Below are 16,023 nucleotides of genomic sequence, written 5' to 3'. Positions count from 1 at the left end.
TAAAACAAACTCCGCTGTCTATTTTTTGTATTATTGCATCTAATGCTTCTTTTAGTAAATGAAACAATTCTTTAAATATGTTTTTGCCTCGATGGTAGGATTTATCCTGTCGGTGCTGGTTCTTTTTATCCTCGGTTTAGTTATTCTCGGAGTAATCATCAGCTCGGCTGAAGATAAGTCGGTTACCATTTCATCCAACTCAGTTATGCGGATCAGTTTAGACTATCCTGTTGTTGAGAGAACTGCAAAAAATCCTTTGGACGATCTTGACTTTATGGGTTTTAAGGGCGAGAAAAATATCGGACTAAATGATATCCTGACTAATCTTAAAAAAGCACAGACGGACGACCGTATTAAAGGTATCTATCTTGACTTATCATCGGTTCAGTCTGGCATGGCAACTATCGAAGAAATAAGAAACGCCCTGATAGACTTTAAAAAATCAGGTAAGTTCATCATGGCTTACAGTGAAGTTTATACACAAGGTGCTTACTACTTAGCGTCAGTCGCCGATAAAATCTATCTGAATCCCGAAGGAATCCTTGAGTTAAAAGGATTTAGTTCGGAGCTTATGTTTTTTAAAGGCACGCTTGACAAATTAGGCATCGAGCCACAGATTATTCGGGTAGGAACTTACAAAAGTGCCGTCGAACCTTTTATACTCGATAAAATGAGCGACGCTAATCGTGAGCAGGTAACCTCGTTTATGGGATCTATGTATGATCATTTCCTCGATAATATTTCAAAAAGCCGCCGCGTTAACCGCGACAGTTTATTCTCGATCGCTAATGACATGAAAGTTCGTACCCCGAAAGATGCCCTTTCTTATCATTTGGTGGATGGTTTGAAATACAAAGACGAGATTATAGCTGAACTAAAATCAAGAACTGATACAGAAAAAGACGAAGACGTCAAAGCGGTTAAAATAGAAGATTATAAAAGCAATGAAACAACGGATGCTGAAGACGGTGGTGGCAGCAGTCGGATTGCAGTCGTATATGCTTCAGGAGAAATTGTTGGTGGCGAAGGAAGTGAAGATAATATTGGCTCTGAGCGTATTTCACGGGCAATTCGCAAAGCGCGCACCGATGACAAAGTAAAGGCGCTTGTTTTCAGAGTTAACTCGCCGGGTGGCAGCGCGCTTGCTTCCGATGTAATCTGGAGGGAAGTTTTGTTAACGAAAAAACAAAAACCTGTGATCGTTTCAATGGGCGATTATGCGGCGTCAGGCGGATATTATATTGCATGCGCGGCCGACTCGATTTTCGTTCAGCCTAACACAATCACTGGTTCAATTGGCGTTTTCGGCATTATTCCGAACATGAAAACGTTCTTCAATGATAAGCTCGGCATCACATTCGATGGCGTTAAAACCGGAAAATATGCTGACTTAGGCGATATCTCAAGACCTCTTACTGATGCAGAAAAAATGATCATACAAAAAGAAGTAAATAATACGTATTACACATTTACGAAACATGTTTCTGAAGGTCGTAAGAAAGATCAAAGCTATATAAAAAGCATTGCAGAAGGACGTGTGTGGACAGGATCACAAGCTATTAAAAATGGCCTTGCCGATCGTGTTGGTAATATAAGCGACGCCGTTAAGTCGGCCGCTAAAATGGCGAAACTTGATAAATATAAAGTTGTTAGCTACCCATCGCTAAAAGACCCTTTTGAATCCATTTTTGGAACATCAAGTGATAAATTACAATCCTATATCACTAAAATTCAACTAGGCGATCAATATATTTACTACAAGCAAATCAAGGAGGCTTTACAACTAACTGGTGTCCAGGCTCGTCTGCCGTATAACATTAGCATTAAATAAACGGAATTTATTTTTGTCAACCCTCTTCTTATTAGGAAGAGGGTTTTTTATTTTTGGACTGATGGAAAATAAAGCTATTGCACGACAGTTCCGGCTGCTCAGCCAGCTGATGGAACTTTATGACGAGAATTCATTCAAGGTTCGTTCGATAGCAAACGCATCATTTAAAATTGACAAACTACTCTTTCGCTTAGCCGACAAACCCTTAGATGAAATCGAAAAGATAGACGGTATCGGCAAAAGCACGGCTGCTAAAGTCTGGGAATTGATTACAACCAACCATATTTCAGAACTCGACCAATTTTTAGAGCAAACACCCGACGGCATTCTGGAGATTATGTCAATCAAAGGTTTGGGGCCGAAAAAAGTTAAGGTGATTTGGCAGGACCTTGAAATCGAAAATATCGGTGAGCTTTATTATGCCTGCAATGAAAATCGGCTGATCGAAGCAAAAGGTTTTGGTTTAAAAACTCAGGAAGAAATCCGTAATGCCATTGAATTTAAAATGGCAAGCAACGGACGTTTTATTTATGCGAAGGTTGAAGCTACTGCGAATCGATGGCTAAATGTATTGAAAGATCAGTTCCCAGATTCATTAGTATCCTTCACCGGGCAAGTAAGGCGCCGCTGTGAAATTATCGATTCCCTTGATTTCTTAATTGGTACTCTTCAACAAACTGAGGCATTTACTGTTGGCGACGAGACATTTTCTATTTCCGGTACTGATAATACTAAATTTCAAACGGAAGTTGAAGGCCTGAAGATCAATATATCTTTCTGCGAGAAGGAACACTTTACCTATTATTTATTCGTTCAAACAGGCAGCGAGGCTCACACCCCACAGGTGTTAGAAAAATTAGGAGATAATAAAGCCTTTGATACCGAAGAAGCTTTGTATAAGGCCGCGGGCTTGCAATATATCGAACCCGAGTTGCGTGAAGGTCTGAATGAAATCGAACTTGCCGCGATGAATAAATTGCCTGAATTGATAACATTTGCGGATCTAAAAGGCTCATTACATAATCACAGCACATGGAGTGACGGTGTAAATACATTGGAGGAAATGGCTTTATTTTGCAGAGATGAGCTGAAACTTCAGTATTTCGGGATAGCCGATCATTCAAAAACAGCTGTTTATGCGAAGGGGCTAAGCGAAATCAGGGTTCTGGCACAGCACGATGAAATTGACCTGCTAAATAACAAGCTGGCTCCGTTTAAAATATTGAAGGGAATCGAGTCCGACATACTTTATGACGGCTCATTGGACTATCCCGTAGAAATCCTGTCAACATTTGACTATGTTGTTGCTTCAGTGCATTCAGTTTTTAAAATGAGCGAAGACCGTGCAACGGAGCGGTTGGTTAAGGCGATTGAAAATCCATACACAACCATATTAGGCCACCCAACCGGGCGTCTGCTTTTAAGCAGGAACGGTTACCCTATTAATTATAAAAAGATAATCGATGCCTGCGCCGAAAACGGCGTTGTGATAGAAATAAATGCGAATCCGTTACGTCTCGATCTGGATTGGCGCTGGCATCGCTATGCCATTGAAAAAGGCGTAATTCTTTCGATTAACCCGGATGCTCATCGTAAGGAAGGATTTTACGATATGCATTTCGGTGTGCTCGCTGCCCGCAAAGGCGGCGTGTCAAAAGAAAATTGCCTGAATGCAATGTCACTGGAAGAGATCAGCAATTTTTTGGATAAAAAACGTTCAGCTATAACTGTTTGAAGAATAAAAAAATTAAACTGCTGATCATCCGCTTCAGTTCGATCGGTGATATTGTGCTTACAACGCCGGTTATACGCTGCATAAAGGAGCAAAGGCCAGAAGTTGAAATTCATTATCTTACCAAGGCGTCGTTTGAAAGTGTTTTAACAGCCAACCCCTATATCGACCGTTTACATGTTCTGCAACCCGATCTAAAGGAAACGATCCGCCAGTTAAAACTTGAAAACTTCGATTACGTTATTGATCTCCATAATAATCTACGGACAAGGTTAATTAAGCTACAGCTCAAAGCCAAAGCCTATTCATTCAACAAGCTGAATGTCCAGAAGTGGCTTTACGTAAAATTTAAAATCAATTTGCTCCCGTCGGTACATATTGTGGACAGGTATCTCGAAACGGCATCATTTCTTGGAGTCAAAAACGATGGTAAAGGTTTAGATTATTTCCTGTTGAAGCAATATCAGCTGGAGACTCTCTTGCCGGTCACGCATCAAAAATATATTGGAGTTGTTATTGGCGCACAACATGCTACCAAACGGCTGCCGGTTCACAAACTAATTGAGCTTTGTAACAATATTTCCAGTCCAGTAATACTCATGGGCGGAAAAGATGATGAACTGAGAGGTCAGGAAATTGCCGCGGCGTCCGGCGCTCACGTTTACAATGCCTGTGGTAAATTTAGCTTAGACGAGTCGGCATTCCTTGTTAAAATGGCAGGACACATTATTACACACGACACAGGGCTTATGCATATTGCAGCAGCGTTTGACAAGCCAATTACATCCGTTTGGGGAAATACAGTTCCTGAATTCGGCATGTATCCTTATAAAGTATTGTCCTCTAAAATTTTGGAAGTTAAAGGCTTATCATGCCGGCCCTGCTCTAAAATTGGTTATAAAAAATGCCCGCTCGGGCACTTTAAATGCATGAATGAGATAAACATGGCTCAACTTGCCGATTCATCAACAGGCATTTAAATTTCTTCAGAGATTGTTTATCTTCGGAGGCCTATAATTATCACATGAAAAAATATTTGTATGCTGTTTTATTAACGTTGTTCGTGTCCGCCGCAAGTGCGCAGATAAAATTTGGAGCAAAGGCAGGCGTTAATTTTTCAAGCCCGAGTTTACGTTCAAGCTTAGCAGATTTACCGTTCAACATTAGTTCAAGAACTGCCTGGCACGCGGGTGTCGTCTCAGAAATTGAAATGTCAAAACAATTTTATTTTCAACCCGGGCTAACTCTGTCAGAGAAAGGATATAAATTAAGCGCCATTGGCAATGTGTCCTCCGTTTATCAAACGCTGTCGCCATTGTATCTGGAGATACCCTTAAACGTGGTTGCCAAATTTCCTGCCGGGATCGGAAAGATTTTGCTCGGCGCCGGACCTTATATCGGTTTTGGTTTAGGCGGCAAAGCTAAAATAACATTTTCTGATGGCAGCTCTTCTGAAGAAAAAATACTGTTTGGTAAGGATAAATATCTTAATTCGACCGATCTGGGCTTAAATTTCCTCGCAGGTTACGAATTGCCAAAAGGTTTCTTCTTAAGCTGTAATTACGGCTTGGGATTGTCTAACATAAACACCTCCTCCGAATTAATACAGAAAAACCGCGTGGTTTCCGTTTCGCTGGGCTATTTTATATTCCAAACAAAATAGCACTTGATAAAGACCCATTCCAAGCCTTTTTTTAATTTAGCATAATGAAACAACTGCTGCTTGTTCGCCATGCTAAGTCAGATTGGGACAACCCGGATTTAAAGGATTTTGACAAACCGCTTAACAAAAGAGGCAGTGTTAACGCGCCTGAAATGGCGGAACGATTGTTTAAAAAGAATATTATTCCTCAGCAACTGGTAAGCAGCCCTGCGCTGCGCGCGATTAGTACGGCGCAGTCGTTTGCAAAAATATGGGGTGTTCCCGAGTCGGACATCCAACAGCAAACAAGCATTTACGAAGCATCGTTCACCATTTTGCTAAACGTGATCAATAATCTTGACGGTCGGTTCGATTTCGTAGCATTGTTTGGCCACAATCCTGGATTGACAAACCTTGTTGCTCATTTGTCTGACCAGGGCGTTTATAATATTCCGACATGCGGGGTAGTTTTACTCGAATTTGATTTCGACAGCTGGAAATATATCAGCGGCTCAACCGGCCAATTAGTATTATTTGATTACCCTAAAAATCCTAATATTTAGGATAGTTTATACATTTTACCGGGCAAGGAAACAATCAGCCCTTGCATTTCCAATCCCAAAATTAGCATTGCCAGCTTACTTTGCGGCATATTCGTTGCGATAAGCAGTTTATCAATTGCAATGGAACCGTGCTGGTAAATAGTTTCGGCAATCAGTTTCTCATCCTTGGAAAGTCCAATTGGCAAAGATAATTGTTTCGGTGCGACAGTTGTTTCCGCCTCATTCCATCCCAACAGATATTCGAGATCCTTAATTCCAGAGATCAGGTTAGCCCGATTCGTTTTAATCAGGTAATTGCATCCAGCCGAAAATTCGTTATCTATGTTTCCCGGAAAAGCGAAAACATCACGATTGTACGAGTTTGCTATTTCAGCGGAAATTAAAGCACCGCCTTTCAAACTTGCCTCAACAACAATAGTCGCGTCAGAGAGCCCGGCAATTATCCTGTTTCTTTTGGGAAAATTTTCCCTGTCGGGATTTGTACCCGAACAATACTCGCTGAGCAAGCCACCGCAATGCAGCATTTTCTCTGCCATATTTCTGTTAACAGCCGGGTAAATCCGGTCCAGGCCGTGACCCAACACGCCAACAGTTGGTATGTTATTGCGCAATGAAGCTCTGTGAGCAAAGCTATCAATCCCGTGTGCCAAACCACTTACGATAATCACGTTATGTTTTTGCAATTGTTCAATAAGAGAATCACAAATATCCCGGCCATAAGTTGTAGCATTACGTGTTCCGACAATACTGATCACTTTAGTGGCATTGAGGTCGGCGTTTCCTTTAAAATAAAGTAAAATAGGCGAATCATAGCAATTCTTCAGCCTTTGCGGAAAATTGCTTTCGGTATAAAACAACGTCGTTATCTGGTACTTCTCTATAAACTTTAACTCAGATTCTGCCTGATGTAATGCCTCACTTTTCTGAATATTTTCGACGGTTATTTTACCAATACCGTTAATTGCTATGAGTTCAGATGCCTTGGCATTAAAAATATTTTCGGCAGAGCCAAAATATGCCAGCAACTGTTGCGCTGTTTTAGAGCCAATTCCGTAAACCTTGGTGAGTGCAATCTGGTGGAGAAGCGACATACAATCTATTGTGCTGGAAAATAGATCACATACTTGGTGTCAAAAAATTCTTCCTTAAAATAATCACTTAAAGGAATCTGTTTGATATTACGAAGTTTAGATTCAGCAAACTCCTGCTTCAAATCGCCGCCTTTCAGGTAAAAAACTCCGCTTGGATATGTATTACTCGCCGATTTGGTAAATTTTCCTTTAACCCAGGGGTAGAACTCCTTTAGCTGAGTAACTGCGCGTGACACAATAAAATCAAACTTATCGTCAATCTGCTCAGCGCGTGCATGGCTTGCCTGGAGATTTTTCAGGCCAATGGCTTCAGAGACGCCTTGTACAACTTTTATTTTCTTTCCGATTGAATCAACCAGGTAGAATTTCGTTTCTGGGAATAAAATTGCCAGTGGAATACCTGGAAAACCGCCGCCGGTACCTACATCCAATACCTTTTCACCCGGTAGAAAGGATATTACTTTTGCAATACTTAACGAATGAAGAATATGATGCAGGTATAAGCTATCGATATCTTTGCGGGAAATAACGTTGATTTGCGAATTCCAATGGCGATATAATTCGTCCAGCTGAGCAAATTGCTCTTTTTGTTTTTCGCTTAAATGATTAAAATAAGAGGCTATTAGTTCAGAAGTCACTACCCGAATTCTTCTTTTTACGATTTAAAATATTCGACAACAAATCTCTTGCCCTGAATAACTGAGCCTTAACGGTTCCCAGTGGCAGATCAAGTTGCTGTGCAATTTCTTCGTAAGATAACTCATCATAGTATCTTAAAAAAATTAATGTTCGATATCGCTGCGGTAATTTTTCAACAATAAGCTTTAACTGCTCGCTTTGCTGCTTTTTAATGGAACTTTCTTCAGGATTTAAGGTGTCGGTCCTGATTTGCATTGGTTTATCGTCGCCATCATCATCCATCATAGCATGCATTGAAACGACATTCAATTTCTTTTTTCGAATAAAATCAATACAATTATTGGTGGCGATACGGAAAAGCCAGGTGCTAAAAGCAAATTCGGGTTTGTAACGATCCAGGTTTTCAAATGCTTTGCCGAAGGTTTCGACAGTGAGATCCATCGCGTCATCCTTATTATTCACCATTTTCAAAGCCATGAAGTAAATCGAGTCCTTGTAACGTTGCATAAGTTCGGCATACGACCGTTGATCACCTTGTTTAGCTTTAGTAACTAAATTAAAGTCGTTTTTCGCATTGTTTGAGAAATTCGGATTTATTTCCATGAAGTTTTCGGCCTGAATAAGGTTGTGATGCTAATTAGAAAAATAAAGAAATAATAAAGTCCGTCGAGCAGCGGAAGCCACCATAACAGATCCTTGTTTTTTAGTTTCTGAAATGATGGGGCGTAGATAAAATACTGTAATCCCAACCTGAAAGTGAATAAGCCAGCCAGGAACCACCACTGCGCATGTAAGAGTATCAATACCAATAATGCGAAGTAAAATACAATAGCAGACGCTGATTGTAAACCCAGTAACACTTTATGCGAGCGTTTATAAGCATGACCAGCACCGATATGGCGTAATTTCTGTTTCCAGTAAGCAGCCCAACTTTTTTTGGGGTCACTCATTACAAAAGATTCAGGACTTAGTTCTATCGCCGTATTTGTTGGCGTTGCATTTTGGTTTACGAACAAATCGTCATCGCCCGACAAAATATGCATATGCGACGCAAAGCCCTTCCCCTTAAAAAACAGACTTTTCCTGTATGCCATGTTACGACCGACGCCCATATACGCGTTTCCTCCTAAAGCAAATGACAGATAGTTTAATGCAGTCAGAACAGTTTCGTAACGTACAAGGCGATTTAAAAATCCTTTGGCTCTTTCGTATGGAGAAAATCCTAATACTATTTCAGTCTCTGGATTAAAGTTATTTTGCACTTGCCGTAGCCAATTGGCAGATACCGGCCTGCAGTCGGCATCAGTAAATACAAGCAGTTCATTTTTTGCAGCTTTGATTCCTATTGTAACAGCAAACTTCTTTCCGTGTTTAAAACGGTCATGCTCTTCAATAGTAACGGTTTTTAAGTGTGGATATTTTTCGCCAAATTCTCTAAGCACCTGATCAGATTGATCGGATGAACAATCATTCACTACTACAACCTCAAAGGAAGTGTAATCCTGCTCTAAGATTAAAGGCAGATTTTCTCGAAGGTTGTTCTGTTCATTCCGGGCACAAATAATCACAGACACTGGGCTTTGGGCATTTAGTTCTGCTATACGGTTTTTATAGCCCCTAAGTTTCGATTGAATAACTATTATGAAATAGATTTGAAATAAAAAACAAATCTGAAAAATAATAAAGACAACTAAATAAAAGAAATCCGCCAAATCTGTGATAAATTTTAGATGCGCAAAGTTCTCATTTTAAAGTTAAAGTACCATCAATTTATCAAAAAAATAAGACATATTCAATGCCTCTTATTTTGCTATTTTTGCAGGCTATTTTACAGCGAAGAGCTGCTTATCAAGAATGAAATTTAAATTAGAAGCTTCAGATAAATTTTCAAAAGCCAGAGCGGGCGAAATTGTCACGGATCACGGAACCATACAAACTCCGATTTTTATGCCGGTTGGTACTGCCGGATCTGTTAAGGCTGTACATCAGCGGGAACTTAAAAATGATATCGAAGCGCAGATCATATTAGGTAACACTTACCATTTATACCTCAGGCCCGGCCTGGATGTTCTGGAAAAAGCCGGCGGACTGCACAAGTTTAATGGCTGGGACAAACCAATACTTACCGACAGCGGCGGATATCAGGTTTATTCGTTAACAGAAGTTCGAAAAATAAAAGAAGAAGGCGTGACCTTTCGTTCGCATATCGACGGATCAAAACACTTGTTTACCCCTGAATATGCAATGGACATTCAACGAATTATCGGTGCGGATATCATCATGGCATTTGACGAATGTACCCCCTATCCTTGCGAGTACGGTTATGCACGGCGATCTGTTGACATGACTCACCGCTGGCTTAAACGCTGCTGTGAACGGTTTGACAGTACCGATCCGAAATACGATTATTCGCAGACCCTGTTCCCGATCGTCCAAGGTTCTGTTTACAAGGATTTGCGGATAAAATCAGCCGAATTCATCGCTTCGATGAACCGCGAAGGCAACGCCATAGGCGGCCTTTCAGTTGGTGAACCGGCCGAAGAAATGTATGCCATGACTGAGGTTGTATGCAACATTCTGCCCGGTGATAAACCTCGTTACCTGATGGGTGTTGGCACACCGGCGAATATCCTCGAAAACATTGCGTTAGGTGTTGATATGTTTGACTGCGTTATGCCAACCCGCAATGCGCGAAACGGTATGCTTTTCACAAAAAACGGGATCATCAATATTAAAAATGAAAAATGGAAAGACGATTTTTCGGCAATAGAGGAAGATAGTGACCTGTTTGCCGACAGAGAATACTCAAAGGCATATCTTCGTCATTTGATACACTCCAAAGAGATTCTCGGGGCACAAATAGCTACCTTGCATAATCTTCATTTCTATTTGTGGCTTGTAACAGAAGCAAGACAGCAAATAATTGCGGGTAGCTTCTATGACTGGAAAAATAAAATGGTCGTTAAATTATCGCAACGTTTATAAATAATTTATCAGCATGCTGGGAATAAAACTCATTGATTGGTATATCATTAAAAAATATCTGGGCACGTTTTTATTTACCATGATGATATTCACAGTAGTGATGATCATTTTTGATATCTCCGAAAAACTCGATGATTTTTTAAAGCACCAGGCTCCTCTTTCGAAGATTATTTTCGAGTATTACGCCGGCTTCATTCCTTTCTATCTAAACTTTCTTTCGCCTTTGATCAACTTCATAGCGGTTATATTCTTTACTGCTAAAATGGCTAATCAAACGGAGATAGTGCCTATTTTAAGCAGTGGTGCAAGTTTCACCAGGTTCCTTTACCCCTACTTTATTTCCTCCTCTATAATTTTTATAATTACCCTGGTGTTTAACCTTTTTATCATTCCGAATACAAACCGCCTGAAAAATGATTTTGAGAACATCTATGTAAACCCAAAGTCTGAAAACACCAAACTAAAAACGCACATGCAGCTGGATAAAAACAGCTATGTATACATCGAGAACTTTGACAACAATCAAAAGGTCGGCTATAAGTTTTCGCTCGAGAAGTTCGATGGCGACGTACTTCTGTCGAAAATCATGTCCGACCAAATCGCCTGGGATTCTGTAAAACACATTTGGAAATTAAAGAACTACTCGATACGAACGGTTAACGGCTTAAAAGAGAACATGTTAATCGGCGCGGAAAAGGACACCGTTCTGGATATGCGCCCTAAGGACTTCGAAATTCATGATAACATTTATTCAGCGATGAATATGCGTGAATTAGGCGACCGGATTGAAAAGGAAAAAATCCGTGGAACCGGATTAATGGTAAACCTTCTCCTGGAGAAGTACAAGCGCTTTGTGTATCCTTTGTCGGCATTCGTTTTAACGTTGATGGGCGTATCCCTATCATCACGTAAAGTACGCGGTGGCATTGGCTTACCCCTAGGCATCGGTATATTTTTAAGCTTCGCCTATATCTTATTCATTCAGTTTTCTACCATGTTCGCTTTAAAGGGCGGTTTGCCGCCTATAGTCGCAGTTTTTATTCCGAACGTCATATTTGGCGCTATCGGGATATATCTTGTGATTAAAGCGCCCAAATAACGTCATGTCTTTACATCCTTCTCATTCTATCAAAAGGAATCTTTTGATTCTTCACGCTACCGTTTTCGTTTGGGGCTTTACGGGCATATTAGGTGCACTGATAAGCGTTTCTGCTGTGATCCTGGTGTGGTATCGCGTACTAATCGCCTTTGTCGCACTGTGGGCTTATTTCAAGGCAACCAAAACAAACTTTAAGCTTGATCGAAATACGTTGTTCAAACTTCTCCTTACCGGCGGAATCGTAGGTTTGCACTGGATTCTTTTTTTCGAGGCGATCAAAGTCTCTACCGTATCCGTAGCATTAGTTTGCCTGTCGTCTTTAACACTTTTCACTGCCATTCTGGAACCGGTTTTTAATCGCCAAAAGATTTCACCTCTTGAAATTTTTACAGGCATTTTGATTGTCGCAGGCATCTGTTTGATCTTCAAATTTGAGTCCAAATACACGCTTGGAATTATATGCGGTTTATCATGTGCATTGTGTGCAAGTCTCTTTTCAATCATCAATTCTAAGTTCATAAAAAAACACCCGGCAACCGTAATCAGCTTCTACGAACTAGGCGGAGCTTTCATATGGATAAGCCTGTTTTCGCTGTTTACAACTGACCTTAAAACTGCCTTCTTTTTGCATGGCCCAGACCTTTTTTACCTGGTGATTTTGGGAGTGCTTTGCACCTCCGTTGCATATGTTGCCGGCGTGTCAGTAATGAGAGATTTGTCAGCCTTCAGGGTTGCTCTCGTAACCAATCTGGAACCGGTCTATGGCATCCTTTTAGCCTTCATTTTTTTTGGTAAAAGAGAACAAATGACCGGAGGATTTTATCTCGGGGCAGTGATCATACTCACTGCTGTTTTCATGTATCCTTACCTTAAAACAAAGGTCGAAAAACGAAGACTTTCAAAGCAATTACCGATGGGGTAGGGGACAAGTTAAAATACACTTAGCTAAAACTAAACCCGCTATCCTCTTACATTATTACTCTTCAGAACATTTAACCTCAAGTGCAGAATCCAAACTGAAATTTTCAATTCCAATAGTTAACTTTTCGTTTGCTGCTAATTACCGGCTTCACTTCAAGCGATGAAAAGTTGTCATGCTGGCATTTTTTTATCACACTTAAATCTTACAATCAAGGTGAGATATCTGTTCGCGTAATCTTGGCGGTAGCGAGTGTGTATACTCCTTTAATATAGCAAGCTCGGCAAATTGACATCCGACAACCGTAATATTTACGACTTGCGACTAGACCAATTATTTCGAATGACCGTCGAAGCGTTGGCGAGTGTAATCATTTAAACCGCCAACGAATTTTGATACTGACATCAAATTTCAAAACTAGCTGCCAAGTTTCAGTTTACTTATGCTTGAAGCGCAATGCCAGCAGTTCAACAATGTCAGCTATTTTAACTATTTTTAGAGAAAAGAAGACATTATATCGATTCAATGTACTTTACATTAGATTCAGATAATCAGACATATAAACAATTTATCAAACTTTTCACTTTACTTATTACTACTATTTCAAAATCAGTTATACTAAAAATATTAGCACACATAAAATATAATGGGATTATATAAATACAATAAAATATTAATCAGATACTTATCGATACTAATTTTCACTTTTACTTCAGTTAGCACTTTTGGTCAATTCTTTGATTCATCACAAAACCCTCCTTTTTTAAAATGGGAACAGATAGACACAAAATCGTTTCAATTGGTCTATCCTTCTCAATTTAAAAATGAAGCCCAGCGGATGGCTAACACGCTTAACGTTGTTATTAATAAGGTGTCCCTCTCCTACCATATCACACCAAAAAAAATCACGATCATTCTTCAAAATCAAGGAACCTCCGCTAATGGATTTGTGCAACTTGCCCCAAGGCGATCGGAGTTTTTTACCACCCCTTCGCAAGATTTTGATTACCAGGATTGGCTAAATAGCCTGGCCGTTCATGAGATGAGGCACGTAGCTCAGTTTGACAAATTGACAGGATATTTAGGAAAACCCTTTTTCGAAGAACTTGCCTTAGCAATATTTGGTATCGTTTTACCTCCATGGTTTTATGAAGGTGACGCAGTAGGAATAGAAACAAGTCTGACAAATGCAGGCCGGGGACGAATGCCTGAGTGGGATGTATCTTTTCGAACAAATACACTAAGTACCGAAAATTTCTCTTATTCAAAAGACTATTTTGGGTCTGTAAAAAACATCACCCCCGGGTACTATCAATTAGGGTATTATATGGTTACCAAGCTGCGGAGGGACCATGGCCCAAACATGATTGACAGCTTAATGAAACGTATGGCAAAACTCCCTGTGCGGCCGTACAATCTGAGCAACTCAATCAAAAAAATCACCAGCCTGACGACGGCGAAATTGCACGACTCTACCGTAGATGAACTGCGATCAAAATGGCGTGATCAGCTCGAGAATGTAAAGCCATTGGCCTACCCCATTTTACCCGTCAAAAAAGCGAACGGTCCGGTTAATTATTTAATGCCGGCAGCTTCGTCCGCTGGTAAAATTATCGCTTTAAAAAACGGCAAAACATCCGTGCCGAAACTGGTTGAAATTGATTCTACCGGTGTCGAAAAAACAATCCGAAAAATCGGTATACAAGAGGATCCTTACTTCAATTACGGCGCTGGAAAAATTACATGGGATGAGTATCGTTATGATAAACGTTTTCAAAAAAGATCGTTCAATGTTATAAATATTCTCGACTTAAAATCCCGAGAATATCGGCAGCTTACACACCATAGCCGTTACTTTGCACCAGCGCTTTCACCGGATGGAAAAAAAATCATTTCTGTTAATGTCTCCTACGAAAACAAGATAACGTTAAATGAGCTCGACTCGCGCGATGGACGTGTATTAAATTCCTTTCCTACGCCTTCAAATTTGATGATGCAATACCCGCAGTATAATGCTGATGGAACCAAAGTAATTGTTACCGCAGTCGGGCAGCAGGGAACTGCTCTTTATGAACTTAACTGCAATACAAAGTCATTCGATCAATTGATTCCATTTAAATCGCAACTTATCTCCCATCCGATCTATGCAGATAACAACATAATTTTCAAAGCACACTTTAATGGGATCGATAATCTCTATCTGCTAAACAGAAGCACTGAAAAGATTCAACAGCTTACTTCTGTAAAATTCGGTGCTTATAATCCTTCCTATGACAGATCGAGAAAAAGAATTTTATTCAATAACTATAACTTCAACGGCTATGAAATCTCTTACTTAGACCCGGAAGCAATTAAACCTGTGTCCCTTGACAACATCACAGATGCATCCGTTAATTACATTGAGCCAGTTGTAAGGCAAGAAGGCAACCAAGACGTATTTGACAGTATCCCTCGAGCCACTTACTCAACAAAGCCGTACAGGGAAATCCCGCATTTATTCTATTTCCACAGTTTGTATCCGGTAGTTGAAAAGAATGATTTTTACGATGATTACAATCTTGGTTTAAAAATTCAATCGGACAATAAACTGAATACGCTGAATTTTTACACCGGCTACCAGTTCAACAGAGCGTTGCGAAAAAGCGAATACTTCGCGGGCTTTACTTACAGCCGGTTCTACCCGATCATTAACATTCAATATATAAACCAGGCAAGGCTAATTTATCAGCGCCAGGGAAATGGGGCGCCAAGTATACCAGTTAGCTGGAGAGAAAACCAATGGGAAGCCAAAGTCACCTTCCCGTTCATCTTTAACCAGCATAACTATGTCTACAGTTCAGGCTTTGAAGTCGGAACAAGCTATACGACGCGCTATGATGTTGAAAACCGTCCAAAGTCATTTATCGATATTTTGAATTTCCCGATGGAGTACCGGGCCTACTTCAGCAGAAACAGTTTAACTGGCCCACGCGATCTTGCGCCGCCGTGGGGGCAAAATTTTGCTGTGGAATATAATAATTTCCCATTCCAGAATACGCTTACCGGCGAATTACTTACTTTCAAATCCACGTTTTACTTTCCCGGCATACTTCCGCATCATGCACTGACAGCTTCTTTTAACTATCAAAATGCAACCGGGGCATACGATGGCACTATCGATATTCCAAAGGTGAGCGGTTACAGCAATTTGAAGTATTCAGGCAAACTGATCAATACATTACTTACCAATTATGATTTCCCGATTTTCTATCCTGACTGGGAAATCGGACCGCTGGCATACATTAAGCGGTTCAAAGGTGGCTTTTTCTCTGATTTTGAAAATGTGGGGCATAACAATGATTTCTCTCCAAGAACTTTCGGAATTAAGCTTGGCGCAGATATGAACCTTCTTCGATTTTATTTGCCGAACGTTGACCTTGGAGGTAAAATCATTTTTGTAAATGAAAAACCACATCAAAATCCGATATTCGAAGTAAATCTTAATCTTGATTTTTAGAATAGCATGAGCGCTAAGTCGGTTTT

13 protein-coding genes are annotated in these 16,023 nt (G+C 40.3%); 9 read left to right on the top strand and 4 right to left on the bottom strand.

The window, feature by feature from the left end; translation table 11 throughout:
• The first annotated feature begins 58 nt into the window (after positions 1-58).
• The 5 genes from sppA (at position 59) to GS399_RS16250 (ending at position 5,768) form a co-directional block, all read left to right on the top strand.
• Entirely contained in the window at positions 59-1,831 is a 1,773-nt protein-coding gene (sppA, locus tag GS399_RS16270) for a signal peptide peptidase SppA (RefSeq protein ID WP_160845710.1), read from the top strand.
• A 61-nt stretch (positions 1,832-1,892) separates the two neighbouring features.
• Positions 1,893-3,566 carry a DNA polymerase/3'-5' exonuclease PolX gene (locus tag GS399_RS16265; protein WP_160845709.1) on the top strand — a complete coding sequence of 558 codons (1,674 nt, stop codon included), beginning with the start codon at positions 1,893-1,895 and terminating at the stop codon, positions 3,564-3,566.
• Positions 3,563-4,543: a glycosyltransferase family 9 protein gene (locus GS399_RS16260; RefSeq protein ID WP_202409487.1), complete on the top strand. Its 981-nt coding sequence runs from the start codon at positions 3,563-3,565 to the stop codon at positions 4,541-4,543. Before GS399_RS16265 ends, GS399_RS16260 begins: the two co-directional genes overlap by 4 nt.
• A gap of 44 nt (positions 4,544-4,587) precedes the next feature.
• Positions 4,588-5,226 (top strand): porin family protein, encoded by a 639-nt coding sequence (locus tag GS399_RS16255; protein WP_160845708.1) that lies wholly within the window; start codon positions 4,588-4,590, stop codon positions 5,224-5,226.
• Between the two features lie 44 nt (positions 5,227-5,270).
• Positions 5,271-5,768 carry a SixA phosphatase family protein gene (locus GS399_RS16250; protein ID WP_202409486.1) on the top strand — a complete coding sequence of 166 codons (498 nt, stop codon included), beginning with the start codon at positions 5,271-5,273 and terminating at the stop codon, positions 5,766-5,768.
• Here the strand turns inward: GS399_RS16250 and dprA are convergent.
• The 4 genes from dprA to GS399_RS16230 are packed head-to-tail and all read right to left on the bottom strand — an operon-like array spanning position 5,765 to position 9,210.
• Positions 5,765-6,859, bottom strand: coding sequence for a DNA-processing protein DprA (gene dprA / locus GS399_RS16245; RefSeq protein WP_160845707.1), 1,095 nt, complete (start codon positions 6,857-6,859; stop codon positions 5,765-5,767). The genes GS399_RS16250 and dprA overlap by 4 nt on opposite strands.
• 5 nt (positions 6,860-6,864) lie before the next feature.
• Complete coding sequence (gene rsmG / locus GS399_RS16240) at positions 6,865-7,497, bottom strand: 16S rRNA (guanine(527)-N(7))-methyltransferase RsmG (protein ID WP_160845706.1); 633 nt, start codon at positions 7,495-7,497, stop codon at positions 6,865-6,867.
• Complete coding sequence (locus tag GS399_RS16235) at positions 7,487-8,101, bottom strand: RNA polymerase sigma factor (RefSeq protein ID WP_160845705.1); 615 nt, start codon at positions 8,099-8,101, stop codon at positions 7,487-7,489. Before GS399_RS16235 ends, rsmG begins: the two co-directional genes overlap by 11 nt.
• Positions 8,092-9,210 carry a glycosyltransferase gene (locus tag GS399_RS16230; protein ID WP_160845704.1) on the bottom strand — a complete coding sequence of 373 codons (1,119 nt, stop codon included), beginning with the start codon at positions 9,208-9,210 and terminating at the stop codon, positions 8,092-8,094. Before GS399_RS16230 ends, GS399_RS16235 begins: the two co-directional genes overlap by 10 nt.
• A gap of 142 nt (positions 9,211-9,352) precedes the next feature.
• Between GS399_RS16230 and tgt the strand changes: the two genes are divergently transcribed.
• The 4 genes from tgt to GS399_RS16210 all read left to right on the top strand — a co-directional run bounded on the left by tgt (position 9,353) and on the right by GS399_RS16210 (position 15,997).
• Entirely contained in the window at positions 9,353-10,483 is a 1,131-nt protein-coding gene (gene tgt, locus GS399_RS16225; protein ID WP_160845703.1) for a tRNA guanosine(34) transglycosylase Tgt, read from the top strand.
• 13 nt (positions 10,484-10,496) lie between these two features.
• Positions 10,497-11,582, top strand: coding sequence for an LptF/LptG family permease (locus GS399_RS16220; RefSeq protein WP_202409485.1), 1,086 nt, complete (start codon positions 10,497-10,499; stop codon positions 11,580-11,582).
• A gap of 4 nt (positions 11,583-11,586) precedes the next feature.
• Positions 11,587-12,504, top strand: a complete 918-nt coding sequence (locus GS399_RS16215) for a DMT family transporter (protein ID WP_160845702.1) — start codon at positions 11,587-11,589, stop codon at positions 12,502-12,504.
• Between the two features lie 835 nt (positions 12,505-13,339).
• Complete coding sequence (locus tag GS399_RS16210) at positions 13,340-15,997, top strand: hypothetical protein (protein ID WP_160845701.1); 2,658 nt, start codon at positions 13,340-13,342, stop codon at positions 15,995-15,997.
• The last annotated feature ends 26 nt before the right edge of the window (positions 15,998-16,023 follow it).

Source organism: Hufsiella arboris (assembly GCF_009834875.1).
Classification (GTDB): Bacteria; Bacteroidota; Bacteroidia; order Sphingobacteriales; family Sphingobacteriaceae; genus Hufsiella_A; species Hufsiella_A arboris.
The sequence above is the reverse complement of the archived record's forward strand: the minus strand, read 5'-3'. Positions and strand labels throughout refer to the sequence as shown.